The organism is Leifsonia sp. ZF2019 (assembly GCF_019924635.1).
Classification (GTDB): domain Bacteria; phylum Actinomycetota; class Actinomycetes; order Actinomycetales; family Microbacteriaceae; genus Leifsonia.
This window is the reverse complement of the sequence record NZ_CP065037.1, coordinates 1,881,999-1,902,515: the sequence shown is the minus strand read 5'-3', so window position 1 is coordinate 1,902,515 and position 20,517 is coordinate 1,881,999. Positions and strand designations below refer to the sequence as shown.

Genomic DNA, 20,517 nt, shown 5'->3' with positions numbered 1-20,517 from the left:
AGAACAGCCTCAGAAGGAGCACCATGAGCCCGATCCCCGAAGGCGCCGCCGCCGTCGACCTGCCCGCTCTCGACGACGGCCTGCTGCTCGCCGTCGCGACCGGCGCCTACCACGACCCGCACGCCGTCCTCGGCCAGCACCAGGTGAACGCAGCGGGCGTGGCCGACCCGGTCACCGTCATCCGCACGCTCCGCCCCCTCGCGACCGAGGTGTTCGCCATCCTCCCGACCGGCGCCCACCTCGAGCTGGCGCACCTCGCCCACGGCATCTGGCAGGGCGTCGACATCGTCGGACCCGGCGCCTACGAGATCGAGGCACGCTACGCGGACGGCAGCACGTGGACGGCCGACGACCCGTATCGCTTCGCGCCCACCATCGGCGAGCTCGACCTGCACCTGATCAGGGAGGGGCGCCACGAGCAGCTGTGGACGGCGCTCGGCGCGCACGTCCGCGACCTGGGCGGCGTCGTCGGGACGGCGTTCACGGTCTGGGCGCCCCATGCCCGTGCCGTGCGTCTCGTCGGCGACTTCAACGGCTGGGACGGCACGCAGCACGCCATGCGCACGATGGGCGTCGCCGGCGTCTGGGAGCTGTTCGTGCCCGGTCTCGGCGAAGGGGAGCTCTACAAGTTCGACATCCTCGGCCGAGACGGCGCGTGGGTGCGCAAGATCGACCCGATGGCGCAGGCGGCGGAGACCCCTCCCGCGACCGCGTCCGTCGTCACGGTCGGCCGTCACGAGTGGCAGGACGGCGAGTGGATGCGCTCCCGCGCCGAGCGAGACCCGCACGCGGGGCCGATGAGCGTCTACGAGCTGCATTTCGGCAGCTGGCGGCCGGGGCTCGGTTATGTGGAGGCCGCCGACCAGCTCATCGACTACGTGGTCGCCCTGGGCTACACGCACGTGGAGTTCCTGCCGCTCGCCGAGCATCCCTTCGGCGGGTCGTGGGGCTACCAGGTCACCGGCTACTACGCGCCGACCAGCCGCTTCGGCTCCCCCGACGACCTCCGGTTCCTGATCGACCGTCTGCACCAGGCCGGGATCGGCGTGATCATGGACTGGGTGCCCGGCCACTTCCCGAAGGACGACTGGGCGCTCGCGCGTTTCGACGGCGAGGCGGTGTACGAGCACCCCGATCCCCGCCGCGGCGAGCACAAGGACTGGGGCACCTACATCTTCGACTACGGCAACTCGCAGGTGCGCAACTTCCTCGTCGCGAACGCGCTCTACTGGCTCGAGGAGTTCCACGTCGACGGGCTCCGTGTCGACGCTGTCGCCTCCATGCTCTACCTGGACTACTCACGCAACGACGGCGAGTGGGAGCCGAACATCCACGGTGGGCGCGAGAACCTCGAGGCCATCGGCTTCCTGCAGGAGGTCACCGCCACGGCGTACAAGCGCAACCCGGGGACCGTGATGATCGCCGAGGAGTCCACCAGCTACCCCGGCGTCACCGCGCCGACCTCTTCGGGAGGCCTCGGCTTCGGGCTCAAGTGGAACATGGGCTGGATGCACGACTCGCTGCAGTACATGCACGAGAACCCGATGTGGCGTTCCTACCACCACGGCGAGCTCACGTTCTCGTTCGTGTACGCCTGGAGCGAGAACTTCCTCCTGCCGATCAGCCACGACGAGGTCGTGCACGGCAAGGGCTCGCTGCTCGGCAAGATGCCGGGAGACCACTGGCAGCAGCTGGCGAACGTGCGGGTCTTCCTCGCGTTCATGTGGGCGCATCCGGGCAAGCAGCTGCTCTTCATGGGGCAGGAGTTCGGCCAGCCGTCGGAGTGGAGCGAGGAGCGCGGACTGGACTGGTGGATCCTGGACCAGCCGGCGCATCAGGGCCTCTGGAACCTGGTCGCTCAGCTCAACGCGCTCTACCGGGCGCAGCCCGCGCTCTGGGCCCTCGACAACGAGCCGGCCGGCTTCGAGTGGATCGACGGCTCGGACGCCGCAGGCAATGTGATCGCGTTCCTCCGGAAGGACCGGGACGGCTCGCCCCTGGTGGCCGTGTTCAACTTCTCCGGCGCCCCGCACAACGGCTACCGGATCGGCCTGCCCTTCGCGGGTGACTGGGAGGAGTTGCTCAACACCGACGCCGACGCGTTCGGAGGCTCGGGCGTGGGCAACCTCGGCGGAGTGACCGCGGCGGACGAGCCGTGGATGGGCCGCCCGGCGTCAGCGGTGCTCACCCTGCCGCCGCTGGGCGCCTTGTGGCTCAGGCCGCGGCGCTGAGCCACGCGGTGTAGTCGACGCCGTCGACGGCGTGTTCGGGCGCGAGGTTGTGCCCGGCCCGCCAGGTCGCGCCCAGGCCGCCGCCCAGGCGCACCGGGACGATGGGACGACGGGATCCGCGCGCTGCCTTCAACTGCTCCGCGAGGGAGCGGGCCGACTCGATCGCCGGACCGCCGATCGTGCGCTCGGTGTCCGCCGCAGCGGTGAGCTCGGCGGCGTCCACCAGAGCGTCCGCGACATCCTCCACCGCGATGGGCTGGAACCGCGTCCCCGTCGGCGCGAGCAGCGCACCGAACGGGCGCCCGCGCTCGAAGACCGCGGTCACGAAGTCGTGGAATTGGGTCGCCCGCACGATGCGGGTCGCCAGGGGCGACTCGCGATACACCTGCTCCTGGGCGAGCTTGGCGCGGTAGTACGGGTAGCGCGATCCGTCGATGCCGGCGATCGACAGCTGCACCGCGCGCCCCACGCCGAAGCGCGCCGCGGTGTGCAGGAGGTTGCGGGAACCGTGCAGGAAGACGCGCGCCGCCTGCTTGCCTGAGCCGTTGCTCGCGTCGATCAGTACATCGACCCCGTCGACCGCCTCCTCGAGGCCGCCCCCGCCGACGAGATCGGCCGTGACGTACTGCGCGCCGTCGACGTACGCCGGCGCGTCGTCGTCCGGCGCCCGTCGCGCAGCCACGACCACCTCGTGCCCGCGTTCCACAGCGGCGGCGGTCACGGCGCGTCCGGCGAGGCCTGTCCCTCCGACGACGAGCACACGGGGCATACGCTGCCTTTCGGGAGGGGTTCGGGGGGTCCGCCGCCTCACCGCGTCCGCGACGTCAGTAGAGCAGCGACGTCAGCCTAGCCCGCGCCTTGGCGACGCGCGGGTCCTCCACACCGACGATCTCGAAATAGTCGAGCAGCCGGGTGCGGACCGTCTCTTTGCCGGCCGCGTCCAACGTCGGGAACAGCGTGAGCAGGCGGTCGAACGCGTCCTCCACGTGACCGCCGGAGAGGTCGAGGTCGGCGACGTCGAGCTGCGCGGACGGGTCCGCCGGGTCGGCCGCGGCGGCGGAGCGGATCGCGTCGAGCGTCTTGCCCGCCAGGCGGGCCAGCAGACTGACCTGCGCCAGCCCGGCCACGGCCATGGCGTCGCGCGGATCCTGCGCGATGGCCGTCTTGTACTCCTGGATCGCCGTGGCGTAGTCGCCGCGCTCGATCGCCTCGTACGCCTCGGCGTGGTGCGGCGGCAGCGGCTCGGGTGCGGCTTCGGCCTGCTCCCCCTCGGCGGCCGGGCCGGCCTCACCGTCGACGGCCACCGTTCCGGTCACGCCGTTCTGCGCCGCGAGCTGCAGCAGCTGGTCGAGGACGTCGCGGATCTGCTCCTCGGGCAGAGCGCCCGCGAAGAGCTGGACGGGGCGGCCGCCGACCAGCGCGGCCGCCGCGGGGACGGACTGCGCCTGGAACGCCTGGGCCAGTTGCGGGTTCGCGCCGACATCGACCTTCACCAGCACGACGCGACCGGCGAGCTGGGCGACGACGCGCTCCAGCACCGGACTGAGCTGCGCGGACGGTTCCGCCCACGCGGCGGCCAGGTCCACCACGACGGGGACGCGCATCGACAGATCGATGAAGTCGTTGAAGTTGGCGTCGGTGCCCTCGAAGAACAGGCTCGGCAGCGCGAGCGCCTCACCCGCGTCCGCCGGCGCCCCCGCACCGCCCGCGGCAGGCGTGGCGGGCCGGTTGACGAGCGAACTCAAATCGACGGCGCCGCGCAGGTTGGTGGGCGGGGGCGGGATCTGACTCATGACTCCTCCAGAGGGCGGACCGGGTCCGCGTCGGCACAACTCTCAACCTTACGCGGCGGGCGCCGCGCGATCACTGGATCTCTTTGGCCCCGATCATGCCCTGAGCGAAACCGAGGAGCGTGATCTTCGCGTCCGACCCGGCCGGGGGCACATAGAAGGCCAGCTGGTAGCCGAAGGTGGTCTCGACACCGGTCTTGGAGCTCGCGACGCCGAGCGCGGCGGCGGTCGGGCCGGCGTTGACCTCGGCCCCGGCCTCGACCACCTTCAGCTGCTGCGTCTCCTGCAGGTCCACCCACACGAGCGCGCCCGAGTCGTTGGTGGCCATCGCGACGTCCGGGTTCGGGCCGACCGCACTGGTGAAGGTCAGCGAGGCGGTGGCCGGCACGGCCGCCTTCTGCTGCGCCTTCCATTCGGCGCCCACCGCGGTGCGCAAGGTGTCGCCGTCCGCGCTGAACAGGCTCGCGTACTTGCTCTGGTCGCCGTTCATCAGCACGTCGCCGTAAGCGGCGGCGACCTGGTTCGGCGGCAGGGCGAGCAGCTTCGAGTCCGGACGGACGGCGGCGGCGCCGATGCTCGCCGGTGCCAGGTTCGGAACCTTGGCCTTGGGCTCGAGGGAGATCGCGTACTCGACCATGTAGTTGTCACGCGGCGAGTCCTGCACCAGGGTGAGCGCTTGCGGCGCCTGGTCCTTGCCCTCCGCGTCCTTGGGCATCTCGATCACCGCGACGACCGTGCGAGGCCAGGAATCGGTCGCCTGCGGGAGCGAGAGCACGATCGGGTCGGAGGGGATCGCCGGGAGCGCCGGCTGGTCCGCCTTCTTCGCCCGGATGGCGTAGTTGGCCTCACGCAGCTGCAGGGCGGCGCCGGTGAAGCGCTGCTTGGCGAGGTTCGGGTCGGCCTTCGCATCGGCATTGGCCGCGGAGACCGAGATGCGCTTGATGATCCGCTCGAGCTGGGGCACGGTGACCGCCGGCGGCAGCTGATTCGCCGGCTTCGGCACCGCGGTCGTCGTCGACGTCGGCGTCGGGGTCGGGGTGGGAGTGGGCGTCTCGTCGGCGAAGGTGGCGCCGGCGCCGGACAGGGTCAAGGCTCCGACGAGCACGGCGGGCGCGATGACCCGGGCGCGCCGCGTGGATCGACGCCCGCGCGGGGTGGTCTCGACCTCGGAGGTCGGCTTGTATTTGGGGGCCTTGGGGAGTTTGGGCATCTTGGGTCCGCTCTTCCGGCGCGGTCCGCGCGATCTGCGGTGGGTGTAGAGCCCCCAGAGGTAGAGGGCGATTCCGATGACGAGCAGGACCAGGCCGCCGATGATCAGCGGGAACGCCCACGGCGTGCTCGAGTCGACCGGCCAGGTGACGGTGATCGTGGATGGCGCGGGCTTCGTGCCGTCCGAGGCGACGAGGACGCTCACCCCGTCGGGGATGTTCATGCGGGTGACCTGGGCGTCCTGGCCGTCGTACTCCTCGAGCCAGAGGTCGGACCCGGTGGGGTTCGGACCCGCCGCGGACGACGACGTCCCCTCGGTCGCACCCGCCGTCGCGCCGGGCGACGGGGTCGAGGTGGAGCCGGAGTCCGCCTTCGGGGTGACCATGCGTGTCGTCAGCGAGCCCGTGGTCGAGTCGTATCCGACGGCGACGTACTTCTCCGTGCCCAGCCACGCCGTCACGTCGTCCGTCCGCCCGATCGCGACGACCTGCGCCGCGGGGTCTTCGGCACCGGTCACGGAGAGCGTCTGCTGACCGGTGTGCGCGTTGAGCGCCGAGCCGGCGATCACCACGTATCGGGCATCCCCCGAAACGTTCGCGGTCGCCGTGAGCTGCGAGGGGGGTGCGAACACCGTCCGCTGGGCGATGCCGGCGACGATCATGACGGCGGCCACGACGAACGCGACGATGGCGAGTACGAAACGCAAGCAGATCTCCTCGTGTGCCGGAGGGGGACGGGCACAGACAGGCGGGCAAGACACTCAACGATAGTCCAGCACCCTGAAAGGCATCTAACCGTTCCCTGCGGGAGGATGCAGTCCCCCATGCGGGTACCCGGCGCCAAATGTAAGATCGTTGCGGCGTGCGAGCAGCTCGCGACCAGCAGACTTCAGGAGTAACACACGTGGCCACCGATGAATCCAACTTCACGCAGGTCTTCCGCGGGTACGACAAGGACGAGGTCGACAAGGCCGTGCAGGAGCTGCGGCGCGAGCTCATCAAGTCGAACACGCAGTCGGCCGACTCGGCCAAGGAGATCAAGCGTCTCCAGCTGCGCATCGACGAGCTGAACGCCGAGATCGAAGAGGTCGGAAGCCCGACGTACTCGGGCCTCGGGACGAAGCTGGAGAACACCCTCCGCGTCGCCGAGGAGCAGTCGACCCGCCTCATCGCGCAGGCCGACATCGACGCGGAGAAGCTGCGCGCCGGGGTCTCCGGTGAGATCGAGAAGGTGAAGAAGGCCGCAGCCCAGCAGGCCGAGCGGGTGATCGCGGACGCGTCCGCCCGCGCGACGACCATGCTGGAGGACGCGCAGATCGAGTCGCGTGAGCTCCTCGCCAAGACTCGTGCCGACAAGGAGACCCTCCTCACCGACGCGATGCGAGAGGCGGCGGGTATACGCGGCGCCGTCGCCACCGAGGCCGCCGAGCTGCGGGCGACGAGCAAGCGCGAGGCCGCGGCGGTGCGCGCCGAAGCCGACCGCGAGGCCGCCGAGCTGAAGGCCGTCGCCTCGCGGGAGGCGGAGTCGGCCCGTGCGGAGGCCGCAGAGCTCGAGCGCACGATCGAGGCCCGCACCGCAGAGCTCGAAGGGGCGTTCGCACAGGACCGTGCCGCCTTCGAGCGGGAGGCCGCGCAGATCCGCCTCGACCTCGACCGCCGTGTGGCGGAGACCGCCGATCGGCTGGCGGCGGATGAGTCACGCCTGCGGGCCGAGCTCGCGGCGGAGGCCGCCCAGACCCGCGCCGACCTCGCCGCCGAGGTCGAACAGGAGCGCGCGGCCCTGGCCGCCGAGGCCGCCCAGACCCGCGCCGACCTCGCCGATGAGGACGCCACCACGCGACTCTCGTTGAAGACCGAGGTGGAGCAGACCACCAAGGCGCTGGCGATCGAGGTCGAGCAGACCAAGGCCGCGCTGGCGGCGGAGGTCGAGCAGACCAAGGCCGCGCTGGCCGCCGAGGTGACGACGACCCGGTCCGCGCTCACCGAGGAGGTCGACCGCACCCGCACCGAGCTCGCCGATGAGGTCACCCGCACGAAGTCCGCTCTGGCCGACGAGGTCACCCGCACGAAGTCCGCTCTGGCCGACGAAGTCGCCACCACGAAGGCGGCCCTCGCCGACGAGGTCACCCGCACGAAGTCCGCTCTGGCCGACGAGGTGACCAGCACGAAGGCACGACTGGCGGACGACGTCGAACGGACCACGCGGGAGCTGGCCGACCAGACCCTCCAGACGCGCACCGCCCTGGATAAGGAGTCGACCGAGACGCGGTCGGCCCTCGAGGCCGATCGCACGGCCACGGCCGCCGCCCTCGCCGCCGACCGCGAGCGGGCGGCGCGCGAGATCGCGACGGCTGCGGAGACCTCCCGCGCCGAGCTGGAGGCGGAGACCGAGCGGCGCCGCCGCGAGCTGGACGCCGAGGCGACGCAGCTCCGCGCGGATCTCGCGGCCGAGGTCGACGCGGCACGCACGGCGCTGGCCGACGAGCTGGCCGGCGGCCGGGCTGCTCTGCAGGCCGAGGTCACCTCGACCCGCGCCCAGTTGGCGTCCGAGGTGGAGACCACCCGCGCCGCCCTCGCCGCCGAAGTCGAACAGACGAAGTCCGCCCTCGAGACGGAGGTCGCGACCACGAAGTCCGCCCTCGCCGCCGAGGTCGAACAGACGAAGTCCGCCCTCGCCGCCGAGGTCGAACAGACCAGATCCGCCCTCGAGACAGAAGTCACCACGACGAAATCCGCCCTCGCCGCCGAAGTCGAGCAGACCACGACGACGCTCGCGGCCGACACCGAGCAGGCCCGCTCGGCGCTGGAGACCGAGGTCGCGACCACGAAGGCCGCACTCGCCGCCGAGGTCGAGCAGACGACAGCCACGCTGGCCGCCGAGGCGGAGCAGACCCGCTCCCGCCTCGCGGAAGAGACCGAGCGGGTGCGCACGACCCTCGCGGAAGACGCACGCCGCACTGCGGTCGAGCTCGCCGATCAGCGTCAATCCACGGCGAACGAGCTCGCAAACGACCGGGAGCAGCAGCGGCTCTCGCTCGAGAGCGAAGCGGAGACCGTCCGTCGTGCGCTCGCGGACGAGACCCAGCAGGCTCGGGTCGCGCTCGAGAAGGAGTCCGGCGAGGCGCGTCAGGAGCTCGCGGCGGAGATCGCCCAGGCACGCACCGCGCTCGCCGCCGAGATCGCCGAGCGCACCGCGCAGTTCGAGCACGAGGCGGCGGAGGCCCGCACGGCACTCGAGACCGAGCTGTCGACGCTGCGCACGACGACGCTCGCCGAGCTCGACGCGCGCACGCACGAAGTGCAGCAGGCCCGCATCGACCTCGACGTCGAGCTCAAGGCGCGCCGCGACGAGGCGGAGAAGGAGTACCTGGCCCGGCACCAGGAGGCCGTCGCGCAGACGCAGAAGTACCTCGACGACGCCAACGCCCAGCTGCAGGACGCCACCAAGCGCACCGCGCAGGCGCGCTCCGAGAGCGAGGCCTTCGAGACCGAGGCCCGCGAGACGGTCAAGAAGGCTCGCACCGAGGCCGAGCAGACGGCCGCCCGGATCGTGCGGGACGCCGAGGAGCGCGCCGCCGCTCAGCTCGAGGAGGCCGAGGAGCGCACCGCGCGGCTCGTGGCCGACGCCGAGGAGCGCCTGGCGCAGATCAAGATCGAGCGGGAGGCTGTGGCCGGCTACTTCGAGAACCTCCGCGGTATGCTGCAGCAGGCCGAGGGCGTCACGGCAGACCGAGACTGACCGGAAGGGCCGGGGGAACATGAAGATCCAGAACGCATTCCGGGTCGGGCTCATCGGGACGCTGGGTGTCGGCCTCGGCATCCTGATCCTGACGTCGATCGTCAGCCTCGCCACGATCATCACCTACATCGGCGCCGCGCTCTTCCTGGCGCTCGGCATCGAGCCCCTCATCTCGTTCCTCGAGCGCCGTCGTTTCCCGCGCTGGCTGGCGCTGGTCATCACGCTGGTCGTGATCATCGGCGCGTTCGTCGGCCTGATCTGGTCCATCGTGCCGGTCGCGATCTCGCAGGCGACGCAGCTCGTCAACAACACGATCACGTGGGTCAACAGCGGAGGCGCGGAGGACTGGTTCCAGAGTCTGCAGCACCAGTTCCCGTCGGTGATCAACGACACCAACATCAACGCCGTCACACAGTGGTTGCAGCAGAACCTCCCGGACATCACGTCGAAGATCCTGCAGACCGCCTCCGGCATCGTCCAGGGCGCGTTCGGCGTGATCATCGTGATCATCCTCACGATCTACTTCACGGCGTCGCTGCCGAGCATCAAGCGCGCGGCCTACCAGCTGGTTCCGGCCTCGAAGCGATCCCGCTTCGCCGACCTCGGCGACCAGATCACCGACTCCGTGGGCAAGTACGTCATGGGCCAGGTCTCCCTCGCCCTCGTCAACGGAGTGCTGAGCGCGATCTTCCTGACGATCATCGGCGCGAAGTTTCCGGTGCTGCTGGCGTTCATCGCGTTCTTCTTCTCCCTGATCCCGCTCGTGGGCACGATCACCGGCTCGGTCATCATCGTCGCGGTGTGCATCCTGTCCGGTCCTCCGACGGCGATCGCCGCCGCGATCTACTACATCGTGTACATGCAGGTCGAGGCGTACGTCCTGAGCCCGCGCATCATGAACCGCGCTGTCTCCGTGCCCGGGGCGCTCGTCGTCGTCGCCGCGCTCGCCGGCGGCACACTGCTCGGCATCCTCGGCGCGCTCGTGGCCATCCCCTTCGCGGCCGCCCTGCTGCTGATCATCAAGCAGGTCGTCATCCCCCGCCAGAACGAGCTGTAGGCGCGTCCGCTGCGGATCACACCGAGGCGGGGTCACTCCACTCGGTGGGCAGTGGGGCCGCGGCCGGGTTGATCCGGGCGACGATCTCGTCCAGAACGCGGCGCGTCTGATTCTCGCCCACCCACAGATGCTTTCCTCCCGCGACGTCGACCAGCTCGATCTGGGGCAGCGGCGCGAATCGCCGCACCGCCTCGGCAGGCTGGAGGTAGTCGTCGTGCTCGGGGATGAGGGCGACGATAGGCCGGGAGTCCCCCGCCCATGCCGCGAGGTGCTCGGGCTTGGCCCGATGCAGCGGCGGAGAGAGCAGGATGACGCCATCCACCGGGCACTCGCGCCCGTACATCAGCGCCAGCTCCGTGCCGAACGACCAACCCAGAAGCCACGGGTGCGGGAGGCCCCGCTCGGCGACGAACGCCATCGCGGCCTCCACATCGTAGCGCTCGTCGACCCCGTGGCCGAACCGTCCCTCGCTGCGGCCGCGCGGCGACGCGGTGCCGCGCGTGTTGAATCGCAGCACGGCGATGTCGGCCAGAGCGGGCAGACGCGCGGCGGCCTTGCGGAGGATGTGCGAGTCCATGAAACCGCCGCCGGTCGGCAGCGGATGCAGCGTCACGAGCGTCGCGACCGGCTCGCGGTCGAGAGGGCTCGCCAGCTCACCGACGAGGGTGAGGCCGTCGCGCGTGTGCAGCTCGATGTCCTCACGGCGCGCGGGCAGCTCGACGCCGCCGCGGATCTCGATGGTGCTCACGTGGGTCCTTCTCTTCTCGGTGGTCGAAGATCGCTGCGGGACTGCGCTCAGGCGATCTTCCAACAGGATTCGTGCCAGTGCCGTCGTGCCGCCAGGTCGGCGCCGTCGCCCAGCACGCCGTCGGCTCGCCACGCTACGAGGTGCGCGACTCCCGGGGCGATGTCGCGCCCGCATCCCGGGCACACGTAGCTCTTCTGCGCCTGGGCGGCCGAGACCGGCTGGACGTTCCAGGTCGTCCCGCGGCGCGTCTCTGTGCGCCGCCAGCCGGAGAGCAGTCGGTCGAGCCCGGTGTCCTGCTGGTCCTCGAAGCGGTCACGCCCCGGGCCGTGGCGACCTCGGGGACGGTTGCTGCGCGGCATTGGACCAGTCTAAACCGGCCGGCCAGGCCGCGCCGGACGCCGGTCCGCGCCGCCGATCAGTACCAACCGGAGGACTGCGAGTGCCCCCAGGCGCCGCACGGGTCGCCGTATCGGCCGGTGATGTAGCCGAGGCCCCAGGTGATCTGCGTCGCCGGGTTGGTCTCCCAGTCGGACCCGGCCGATGCCATCTTGCTGCCGGGAAGCGCCTGCGGGATTCCGTACGCGCCGCTGCTGGTGTTGTGCGCGTACACGTTCCAGTGCGACTCCTTGTTCCAGAGCGCGACCAGGCAGCTGAACTGGTCGTCCCCCATGCCACGGGCCTGGAGCATCTCGTAGGCGATCGCCTGGGCCGTCCCGGGGTCGGGCGTCCCGACAGCCGGGGCGGAGGACGATCCGGACGACTTGCTCGTCGCGGTGGGAGTCGGAGTGGGCGTCGGCTTGGCCTTCACGCTCACCGTGTCACGCTGCACCTGGGTGGTGTACGAGTCCGGAGCGGTGAGCGACTGCGTGGGCGCCCCGCCGAAGCGCGACGTGGTGGGGGCGGTCGGGAGCGTGTCCGCATACGCCGGAGTCGCCGCCGAACCGGAGTACGGGTCCACCACGTTCACCAGGGCGAAGCCCACAGCGGCGGTGAAGGCGAAACCCCAGAGCAGGGCTCGCGACCGGATGTGCGGTCGTCGGGATCGCTTGAAGGCGACTCCGACCGGGTTGGCCGGGGTCAGCGGAACGATCTCTGCTGCTTCTCGTCTACCCACGATCACAAGACCATAACGGACTTCCGCGGACAATCCAAGAAACCGCGCACGCGTTCAGGCAACAGCCAGGGTCACCGGACGGCGAGCATGACGTCCGTGACGCTGTCCAGGAGCAGGTCGACCTGCACCTCCCGGTAGCCGCCGCGCTGCTCGCGGAACGTCACCGTGCGGACCTCCTCGACGCTCATCGGGCGGCCGTCCTGGAAGTACTTGACCAGACGGTTCGCGAAGCGATCGACGTCCTGCCGGTGGTAGCCCAGGGTGAGGAAGCTGACCCGGTCGAAGCGGTGGCCCACCGGCCGGTCGAGCCGGTTCAGCACGACCTGCGCGGTGCTGCGCGCGTCGGCGAACCAGGCCTCGTCACCGATCCTCTGCCGTGCGCCCTCGCGCTCGCGCTGCGCGAAGGCGTCCTCGAGCCGCTCCAGGGCCGCGTCGACGTGTGTAGTCGAATAGCCGCCCTTCTGCATCGAGAAGGCCGTGCGCCGGATGTCGGCCGACGTCAGCGGGGCCGAGGCGTCGTCGTCGTACGCGCGCCGGGCGGTCTGCAGGAACGCGTCGACCTGCTCGACGTCGTAGCCCTGCTTCTTCGGGGTGCGGGGGAAGGTGCTCACGTCCCCCATTGTGTCATCGGAAGATGAGGAACAGCACGTAGGTGGCGGCGGCGGACGGCAGGATCGAGTCGAGACGGTCGAGGAAGCCGCCATGACCCGGCAGCCACGAGCTCATGTCCTTGATGCCGAGATCGCGCTTGATGAGCGACTCGGAGAGATCCCCCGCGGTCGCGGTCAGCAGCAGCACGACGCCGAACACGATGCCGAACCACCACGGCCGGTCGATCATGAACATCGACACGAGCACACCGGCCACGATGGCTGCGGCCGTCGCACCGGCGAAACCCTCCCAGGTCTTCTTCGGGCTGATGGTCGGCGCCATCGGGTGCTTGCCCCACGCGAGACCGGCCGCGTACGCACCCGTGTCGACCGCGACGACGACGATGACGAACGCCAGCACCCACCACTCGCCACCCGGCTCCGCGAGCAGCAGCAGCACGAAGCTCGCGAGAAGCCCGACGTAGAGCTGCACCAGGACGCTCCAGGTGAGGTCGCGGACGAGCGCCGCTCCCCCGGCGCGTCGTACCGGAAGCGCGGCCTCCTCGATCAGCCGCCACACGACGACGAGGACGATACCCGCCGCAAGGGCGACGAGCTGTCCGCCGGCGTGGAACCAGAAGGCGGCGGGGATGATCGCCACCGCGGCCAGCAGGGTCGGGACGCGCGGAACGCGACGACCGGCGCCGCGGAACGCCTGCGTGAGCTCGAAGGCCGCGAACCCGGCCATCGCCATCCCGAACGGGATGAAGAGCTCTTTGATGAAGATGAGGCTGACGACCACGATCGCCCCGACGCCCAGCCCGATCAGGATCGCCAGGATCAGGTTGCGCCCGGTGCGCTGCTCGATCAGCTCGTTCGTCGCGTCGAGCTGTGCCTTGCGGGCCTGAACCTGACGCTCGAAGTCCGCGCGTGTGGCCTGCACCTGCGCGCGGAGCTCCTCGCGTGAACGCGGCTTCCCCCGCCTGCCCGTCACCGGCGCGTGGGGCGCGCCGGGGTCGCTCCCCTCGCTCATGCCTAGACCTCGAGGAGCTCGGCTTCCTTGCGCTTCAAGGCCTCGTCGACCGCGTCGACGTTGGTTCGCGTGAGGGACTCCAGCTCCTTCTCGCCGCGCGCCACCTCGTCGTCGCCGATCTCGCCCTTGAGCGCGTCCAGGTCGTCCTTCGCCTTGCGGCGGATGTTGCGGATGGCGACCTTGGCGTCCTCGCCCTTTCCGCGGACGATCTTCACGAACTCCTTGCGGCGGTCCTCGGTGAGCTCGGGAAGCGTGACGCGGACGATCTCGCCATCGTTGCCGACGTTCGCCGAGAGGTTCGGCATGTTGACGATGGCCTTCTCGATCTCCTTCAGCGCCGACTTGTCGTAGGGAGTGACGAGCAGAACCCGGGCCTCGGGGTTCTGGAGGCCGGCCAGCTGGGCCAGCGGCGTCGGCGAACCGTAGTAGTCCACGAGCACCTTCTGGAAGAGGGCCGGGTTAGCGCGGCCCGCGCTCACGGTGCCGAAGTCCTCTCTCGCCGCATCAACGGTCTTGCTCATGCGCTGGCGGGCATCGGAAATCACATCCGCGATCACGGTTTCTCCTTCAGATCGGTGAATCGGTGTCTAGTCTAGAGCCCACGCGTCGCACCCGGCGGCGGGGCCAGGCAGCGGTCAGCCGAGCAGGGTGCCGATCTCGGCGCCGAGCAGTGCCGCGGTGACGTTGCCGGCCGGCTCCATCCCGAAGATGCGCATCGGCATGCCGTTGTCCATGCAGAGGCTCAGCGCGGTGGAGTCCACGGCCTTGAGGTTCTGCTGCAGCGCCTCCTGGTGGCTGATGTGCTCGATCTTGCGCGCCCCTGGATTGGTGCGCGGGTCGGAGTCGTACATGGCGTCCACGCCGTTCTTGGCGACGAGCACGACGTCGGCGCTGATCTCCAGCGCGCGCTGCGCGGCGACCGTGTCGGTCGAGAAGTACGGCAGTCCGGCGCCGGCGCCGAAGATGACGACGCGGCCCTTCTCGAGATGGCGCTCCGCGCGGCGCGGGATGTACGGCTCGGCGACCTGGGTCATCGAGATGGCCGACTGCACGCGCGTCTCCGCGCCCGCCTGCTCGAGGAAGTCCTGCAGGGCGAGCGAGTTCATCACCGTTCCGAGCATGCCCATGTAGTCGGCGCGCCCGCGGTCCATCCCGCGCTGCGAAAGCTCGGCGCCGCGGAAGAAGTTGCCGCCACCGACGACGATCGCGATCTCGACGTCCTCCGCCGCCTGCGCGATCTCGCGGGCGATGCTGCTCACGATGTCGGGGTTGACGCCGAGCTGCCCCCCGCCGAACGCCTCGCCGGAAAGCTTGAGAAGGACCCTGCGTCTCGTGTTGGCTGCCGACATGTCGTGTGTGGTCCTTCCGTGGTTTTCGTTCTAACGCTAGTGCGTGTCTTTTCGTGCGCCTATGGGTGGGCGCACAGAAAAGGAGTCCGGATCGCTCACGGCGATCCGGACTCCTTCATCGGTGCTTTAGGCGCCGACCTTGAACCGGGCGAAGCCGGACACGGTCAGGCCCGAGTCCTTCAGCACCTGGGCGATGGTCAGCTTGTTGTCGCGGGCGTACTCCTGCTCCAGCAGGGCGACCTGCTTGAAGAACGCGCCGAGGCGACCCTCGATGATCTTCGGGAGGGCGGCCTCCGGCTTGCCCTCGTTGCGCGAGATCTCCTCGACGATGCGACGCTCGTTCTCGACCTCGGCGGCCGGAACGTCCTCACGGGTGAGGTAGGTCGGGTTCGCGAACGAGATGTGCTGCGCGATGCTGCGGGCGGTCTCCGCGTCGGAGCCGGTGTAGCCGACGACGACACCGACCTGCGGCGGCAGGTCCTTGGAGGTCTTGTGCAGGTAGATCGCGAAGTTCTCACCCGAGACGGATGCGACGCGACGGAGCTCGACCTTCTCGCCCAGGATGGCGGCCTCGTCGCCGATGAGCTCGGCGACGGTCTGAGTGCCGGCGGGGGCGGCCAGGGCCTCCTCCACCGTGGTCGCACCCGCGGCGGCGGCCGCGTCGAGGACCTTGTCGGCCAGGGCGATGAACTTCTCGCCCTTCGCCACGAAGTCGGTCTCGCAAGCGAGCTCGATCATGGTGGCGGAGCCGTTTCCGTTCTCCTTGGCCGCGACGAGGCCCTCGCTGGTGGAGCGGTCGGCACGCTTCGCGTTGCCCTTCGCACCCTTCAAGCGGAGGATCTCGGTCGCCTTCTCGATGTCGCCACCGGCCTCTTCGAGCGCCTTCTTGGTGTCGACCATGCCCGTGCCGAGCTGCTCGCGCAGGGCTTTGATGTCAGCGATGCTGATGTTTGCCATGTTCTGACTGGAACCTTCTTGTCGAAAGCGGGTTTGTGGGGTGACTACTTGGCCTCGGGCTCGGCGTCCGCCGCAGCCTCGGCGTCGGCCTCGCCCTCGGCGATGACCTCGGCGGAGTCCGCCTCGGCCTCGGCGAGGTCGGCGTCAGCGGCCTTCTCGGTCTCGGCGCTCGACTGCACCTCGGCCTGGCCCTGCAGCAGCTCCTGCTCCCACTCGGCGAGCGGCTCGGCCTGCTCGGTGCCCTCCTCGGGCTTCTGGTGGCGCTGGATGAGGCCCTCGGCCGCGGCGTCGGCGACGATGCGGGTCAGGAGGCCGACCGAGCGGATGGCGTCGTCGTTGCCCGGGATCGGGTACTGGACCTCGTCCGGGTCGCAGTTCGTGTCGAGGATGGCGATGACCGGGATGCCCAGCTTCTTCGCCTCGTCGATCGCGAGGTGCTCCTTCTTGGTGTCGACGACCCAGAGCGCGCTCGGGGTCTTCGACAGGTTGCGGATGCCGCCGAGCGACTTGTGCAGCTTGTCCAGCTCGCGCTTCTTGATCAACAGCTCCTTCTTGGTGAAGCCGCTGGTGGTGCCCTCGAAGTCGAGCTCCTCGAGCTCCTTCATGCGGGCGAGGCGCTTGGAGACGGTCTGGAAGTTGGTCAGCAGACCACCGAGCCAGCGCTGGTTGACGTAGGGCTGGCCCACGCGGGTCGCCTGCTCGGCGATCGCCTGCTGCGCCTGCTTCTTGGTGCCGACGAAGAGGATGGTGCCGCCGTGGGCGACCGTCTCGCGGACGAAGTCGTAGGTCTTGTCGATGTAGGTGAGCGACTGCTGCAGGTCGATGATGTAGCTGCCCGAGCGCTCGGTGAGGATGAATCGCTTCATCTTCGGGTTCCAGCGGCGGGTCTGGTGTCCGAAGTGGACGCCGCTGTCGAGCAGCTGGCGCATGGTGACGACGGCCATTTGCCGTTTCTCCTTGTGTTGGGCGCGCCCGCTCGGCCATGCCGGGACGGGTGCGATGTGCGGTTGTCCACGGCGGCCGGCGGCCGCCGTTCCTGGTGCCCCGCGCACCTCCGCTCCTCGTCCGCCCGCGCGGAAAACCGCTCGGGATGTGTGGAGGAGACCGGTGGAAGTGCGCCCCACCCTGCGGGTGTCCGGGCACGCGTAGTCACTCCGACGAGCGGAGTGCTTCGCACATCCTATCAGGAACGGGGCCTACGCGTTGTCGCCGGTGGAGCGCACCTGTGGTCCGCGCTGGCGTCCACGGGCGTTCGTGAACAGCGTCTCCGCCTGCTCCAGCGCCATGCCCTTCGTCTCCGGCACCTTGAAGAACACGAAGAAGAACGACAGGGCCGCGAACACGGCGTACATGCCGTAGGTGAACGGCAGTGAGAAGTCCGACATCGGCGGGAACGAGACCGTGACGAGGAAGTTCGCGATCCACTGGGCCGAGGCGGCGACACCGAGCGCGACGCCGCGGATGCGCGACGGGAAGATCTCCCCCAGCAGCACCCAGACGAGCGGACCCCACGATGCGCCGAAGAAGATCACGAACGCGTTGGCGGCGATGAGCGCGATCGGCCCCCACGGGTTCGGCAGCGACACCGCGTCGCCCGACTTCGTCGCGAACGTGAACGAGAGCGCCATCAGCCCGAGCGAGACCGCCATGCCGACCGACCCGGTCAGCAGGATCGGGCGACGGCCGATCCGGTCGACCAGGAGGATGGCGACGACCGTCACCACCACGTTCGTGACCGATGTGATCACCGTGATGAGAAGCGAGTTGCTCTCGGTGAAACCGACCGCCTGCCAGAGCGACGTGGAGTAGTAGAAGATCACGTTGATGCCGACGAACTGCTGGAACACCGACAGGATGATGCCGATCCAGACGATCGGCTTCAGGCCGAACCGGTCGCCGCGCAGCGAGGCCTTCGCTCCCTGCTTGTCCTCGGCGATCGCGCGCTCGATGTCGGCGATCTGCTGGTCGACGTGGTCTGCCGGGACGAGGGTGGCGAAGATCTTCTTCGCCTCGTCGCGCTTGCCCGTCGCGAGCAGGTGGCGCGGCGACTCCGGAAGGCTCAGGGCCAGGATGCCGTACACGACCGACGGGACGACGCCGACGAGGAACATCCACCGCCACGCCTCCAGGCCGAACCACAGCTGGCTCGACGCCGAGCCGGCCACACCCGCGAGGAGTGCGTCGGAGAGGAGGGCGACGAAGATACCGATCGTGATCGCGAGCTGCTGGAGCGACGCGAGCCCGCCGCGCGAACGCTTCGGCGAGATCTCGGCGATGTAGGCCGGGGCGACGACCGAGGCGATGCCGATCCCGAGTCCGCCGACGACACGCCACAGCCCGAGATCCCACACCGAGAACGCCAGTCCCGCGCCGATGGAGCTCACCAGGAAGAGGCCGGCGCCGAGCAGCATCACCTTGATGCGGCCCCAGTGGTCGGCGAGCCGACCCGCGATGTATGCGCCGAGCGCGCAGCCCAGCAGCGCGATGGCCACCACGAAGCCCTTGACGAACGCGTTGAGCGCGAAGTGCTCCTGGATCGAGTCCACCGCGCCGTTGATCACCGACGAGTCGAAACCGAAGAGGAACCCGCCGACCGCGGCCGACACGGCCAGCCCCACCACCCGTCGCTTCATCGCGGACGTGGGTTCGTACCCGACCTCGTCCTCTGCGGCGCTGCTGCGCTGTCCAGACATCTCGTTATCCCCTTGTTCGGTTGTGGGCCGTCCGTGCGTGAGCCGTCGGATCACAGGCCCTTCCGGCACCGACCCCGCGCGCGATCCGCATCAGGAGCCTCACCGGCGCTGTTCACCGTACGCCCGGAATCGCGGTCGGCAAAAGCGACAGGCGAACGGATGTGCATAATCGGCGTTCTCCACCGGAACCGCAGAAGCGCTCCCGGCGAGTCATGCCTGCGCGAGGGTGAAGGCGGAGGGAACGGGCCGGCCGATACGAGGACGAGATGAGGAGGAGTCGCGTGAGCGGGTGGAGTGAGAGGGGACAGCGGGTGTGGGTGGTCGGCGCCGGGGTCGTCGGCGCCGGAGTGGTGATCCTCGTGGCCGTCCATGGTTCGGTGGCGAAGGCGGAGACGACGGCGATACCGACTGCCGTCGTCGGAGAGCCGGCATCGGCGGCATCGGCCGCGGCCTCTGCTGCGGCGCAGGAGCGGCCCCGGTGGGAGTGGCCGTTCGCTCCCTCGCATCTGTCGCGCGGGTTCGAGTCTCCGGTCGATCGTTACTCGGCGGGGCACCGCGGCATCGACATCGCGTCGACGACGGCGAGCGCGGTTCGCTCCCCCGACACCGCCATCGTCCGCTTCGTCGGGCGGGTGGTCGACCGTTCCGTGGTGACACTCGACCACGGCGACGGGGTGCTCTCGAGCTACGAGCCTCTCGACTCGTCTCTGGCGGCCGGGGACACGGTCACGCGCGGTCACCCTCTCGGTGTCGTGGCCACGGGCGGTCACTGCGCGGACGCCTGCCTGCATGTCGGCGTCCGGGTCGACGGCGAGTACGTCTCACCGCTGCTCTTATTCGAGCGCGTCCCGCCCTCGATCCTGCTCCCGCTCGGCCGATGAGCGCGCTCAGAACCGGCCCGCACCGCTCCCGCTCCCGCTCCCGCTCAGCCGATGGGCTCTGCTCGGCCGGTGTGTTGTGCGTGGCGTCCGCTTCCAGCGTTCAGGCGCGCGGGTGGGCGATGCGGTAGCTCTCTGTGAGTCTTTCGGTCGAGACGTGGGTGTAGATCTGGGTGGTGCCGAGGCTGGCGTGGCCGAGGATCTCCTGCACCGCCCGCAGGTCGGCGCCGCCGTCGAGGAGATGCGTCGCGGCCGTGTGCCGGAGGGCGTGCGGCCCCGCCGGACCCGCACCCGGGATCTCTGCGAGCAGCCCGGCGACCAGCTCGTACACGGCACGCGGACCGAGCCGGCCGCCGCGGGCGCCCAACAGCAGGGCCGGGCCGGAGCGCTCGGCGGCGAGCCGGGGTCGCGCGTCGGCGAGGTAGCGGCGGACGGTGATCGACGCGGGCACCCCGAACGGCACCACACGCTCCTTCGCTCCCTTGCCGAGCACGCGGACGGTCAGCCGGTCCAGGTCGACGTCGTCGACGTCGAGCCCGGTCAGCTCCGACACCCGGATGCCTGTCGCGTACAGCAGCTCGATCACCGTCAGGTCGCGCAAGGCAGCCGGCTCGCCCTCGTCCGCCCGCGCGGCGAGCCCAGCGAGGAGGTCGTCCATCTGGGCGCGTGTGATCACGCGCGGCAAGGTCTTGTCCGGCCGCGGCGCACGCAACCGCGCAGCGGGATCGACCGGCGCCCCGCTCATTCGCGTCAGCCACGCGCTGAACCCGCGCGCCGCCGCCGACCGCCGCGCAAGCGTCGCCTTCGCGAGCTCCCGCTGCGCCCCGTCCCAGAGCCAGTCCCGCAAGAGTTCGAGGGTCACGGCCTCGGTGCCGACCGATGCGCCCGCCGCCGACGTCTTCGCGACCGTCTCCGTTCCGCGCGCCGCAGCCGCACGGGCGGCGGCGAACGCGGCGAGCGCGGTCAGGTCGGAGCGGTACGCGCGCACGGTCTGCGCGGAGTATCCGCGCTCGACCTCGAGGTGGCGGGCGTAGCCGTCGATCGCGTCCGTGAAGTGCACCCCTCCAGCATCCCCCTCGCCGACGGCCGACGCGTGCAGCGACCCTCGGCGGACCCCGGGATCGGCCGCC

General features: G+C 70.2%; 18 protein-coding genes. 4 read left to right on the top strand and 14 right to left on the bottom strand.

The genetic code is table 11. The features are described 5' to 3' along the window. The first annotated feature begins 23 nt into the window (after window positions 1-23). Window positions 24-2,231 (top strand): 1,4-alpha-glucan branching protein GlgB, encoded by a 2,208-nt coding sequence (gene glgB, locus IT072_RS09390; protein WP_223360691.1) that lies wholly within the window; start codon window positions 24-26, stop codon window positions 2,229-2,231. Here the strand turns inward: glgB and IT072_RS09385 are convergent. From IT072_RS09385 to IT072_RS09375, 3 genes are all read right to left on the bottom strand, one after another. Next, window positions 2,215-3,000, bottom strand: coding sequence for an SDR family oxidoreductase (locus IT072_RS09385; protein ID WP_223360690.1), 786 nt, complete (start codon window positions 2,998-3,000; stop codon window positions 2,215-2,217). The genes glgB and IT072_RS09385 overlap by 17 nt on opposite strands. 55 nt (window positions 3,001-3,055) lie before the next feature. Continuing rightward, on the bottom strand, window positions 3,056-4,024 hold the full coding sequence (locus IT072_RS09380) for a tetratricopeptide repeat protein (protein ID WP_223360689.1): 969 nt from the start codon (window positions 4,022-4,024) through the stop codon (window positions 3,056-3,058). Between the two features lie 70 nt (window positions 4,025-4,094). Beyond that, complete coding sequence (locus IT072_RS09375; protein WP_223360688.1) at window positions 4,095-5,936, bottom strand: hypothetical protein; 1,842 nt, start codon at window positions 5,934-5,936, stop codon at window positions 4,095-4,097. A gap of 197 nt (window positions 5,937-6,133) precedes the next feature. Between IT072_RS09375 and IT072_RS09370 the strand changes: the two genes are divergently transcribed. Beyond that, window positions 6,134-8,968, top strand: coding sequence for a hypothetical protein (locus IT072_RS09370; RefSeq protein ID WP_223360687.1), 2,835 nt, complete (start codon window positions 6,134-6,136; stop codon window positions 8,966-8,968). Window positions 8,969-8,987: 19 nt separating this feature from the next. Then, window positions 8,988-10,025, top strand: a complete 1,038-nt coding sequence (locus IT072_RS09365; RefSeq protein ID WP_223360686.1) for an AI-2E family transporter — start codon at window positions 8,988-8,990, stop codon at window positions 10,023-10,025. Window positions 10,026-10,041: 16 nt separating this feature from the next. On the opposite strand, the gene IT072_RS09360 is transcribed toward IT072_RS09365, so the two are convergent. From IT072_RS09360 to IT072_RS09315, 10 genes are all read right to left on the bottom strand, one after another. Further along, window positions 10,042-10,764, bottom strand: a complete 723-nt coding sequence (locus IT072_RS09360) for an alpha/beta hydrolase (RefSeq protein ID WP_223360937.1) — start codon at window positions 10,762-10,764, stop codon at window positions 10,042-10,044. Between the two features lie 56 nt (window positions 10,765-10,820). After that, complete coding sequence (locus IT072_RS09355; protein ID WP_223360685.1) at window positions 10,821-11,132, bottom strand: hypothetical protein; 312 nt, start codon at window positions 11,130-11,132, stop codon at window positions 10,821-10,823. A 56-nt stretch (window positions 11,133-11,188) separates the two neighbouring features. Beyond that, complete coding sequence (locus IT072_RS09350) at window positions 11,189-11,887, bottom strand: lytic transglycosylase domain-containing protein (RefSeq protein ID WP_223360684.1); 699 nt, start codon at window positions 11,885-11,887, stop codon at window positions 11,189-11,191. A 71-nt stretch (window positions 11,888-11,958) separates the two neighbouring features. Next, window positions 11,959-12,498, bottom strand: coding sequence for a DivIVA domain-containing protein (locus IT072_RS09345; RefSeq protein ID WP_223360683.1), 540 nt, complete (start codon window positions 12,496-12,498; stop codon window positions 11,959-11,961). Window positions 12,499-12,511: 13 nt separating this feature from the next. After that, complete coding sequence (locus IT072_RS09340; RefSeq protein ID WP_223360682.1) at window positions 12,512-13,510, bottom strand: phosphatidate cytidylyltransferase; 999 nt, start codon at window positions 13,508-13,510, stop codon at window positions 12,512-12,514. Between the two features lie 2 nt (window positions 13,511-13,512). Beyond that, the gene (frr, locus tag IT072_RS09335; protein ID WP_223360681.1) at window positions 13,513-14,067 is read right to left on the bottom strand and encodes a ribosome recycling factor; all 555 of its coding nucleotides are present in this window, start codon (window positions 14,065-14,067) and stop codon (window positions 13,513-13,515) included. A 78-nt stretch (window positions 14,068-14,145) separates the two neighbouring features. Next, a complete protein-coding gene (pyrH, locus tag IT072_RS09330; RefSeq protein ID WP_223360680.1) occupies window positions 14,146-14,859 on the bottom strand; it encodes a UMP kinase in 714 nt (237 codons plus the stop codon). A gap of 126 nt (window positions 14,860-14,985) precedes the next feature. Further along, a complete protein-coding gene (gene tsf / locus IT072_RS09325; protein ID WP_223360679.1) occupies window positions 14,986-15,816 on the bottom strand; it encodes a translation elongation factor Ts in 831 nt (276 codons plus the stop codon). Window positions 15,817-15,860: 44 nt separating this feature from the next. After that, window positions 15,861-16,760 (bottom strand): 30S ribosomal protein S2, encoded by a 900-nt coding sequence (gene rpsB / locus IT072_RS09320; RefSeq protein WP_223360678.1) that lies wholly within the window; start codon window positions 16,758-16,760, stop codon window positions 15,861-15,863. Window positions 16,761-17,012: 252 nt separating this feature from the next. Continuing rightward, a complete protein-coding gene (locus IT072_RS09315; RefSeq protein WP_223360677.1) occupies window positions 17,013-18,509 on the bottom strand; it encodes a sugar porter family MFS transporter in 1,497 nt (498 codons plus the stop codon). Window positions 18,510-18,790: 281 nt separating this feature from the next. On the opposite strand from IT072_RS09315, the gene IT072_RS09310 reads away from it, so the two are divergent. Continuing rightward, window positions 18,791-19,390 carry a murein hydrolase activator EnvC family protein gene (locus tag IT072_RS09310; RefSeq protein ID WP_223360676.1) on the top strand — a complete coding sequence of 200 codons (600 nt, stop codon included), beginning with the start codon at window positions 18,791-18,793 and terminating at the stop codon, window positions 19,388-19,390. Window positions 19,391-19,490: 100 nt separating this feature from the next. On the opposite strand, the gene IT072_RS09305 is transcribed toward IT072_RS09310, so the two are convergent. Further along, window positions 19,491-20,447, bottom strand: a complete 957-nt coding sequence (locus IT072_RS09305) for a tyrosine-type recombinase/integrase (protein WP_223360675.1) — start codon at window positions 20,445-20,447, stop codon at window positions 19,491-19,493. Window positions 20,448-20,517 lie beyond the last annotated feature (70 nt).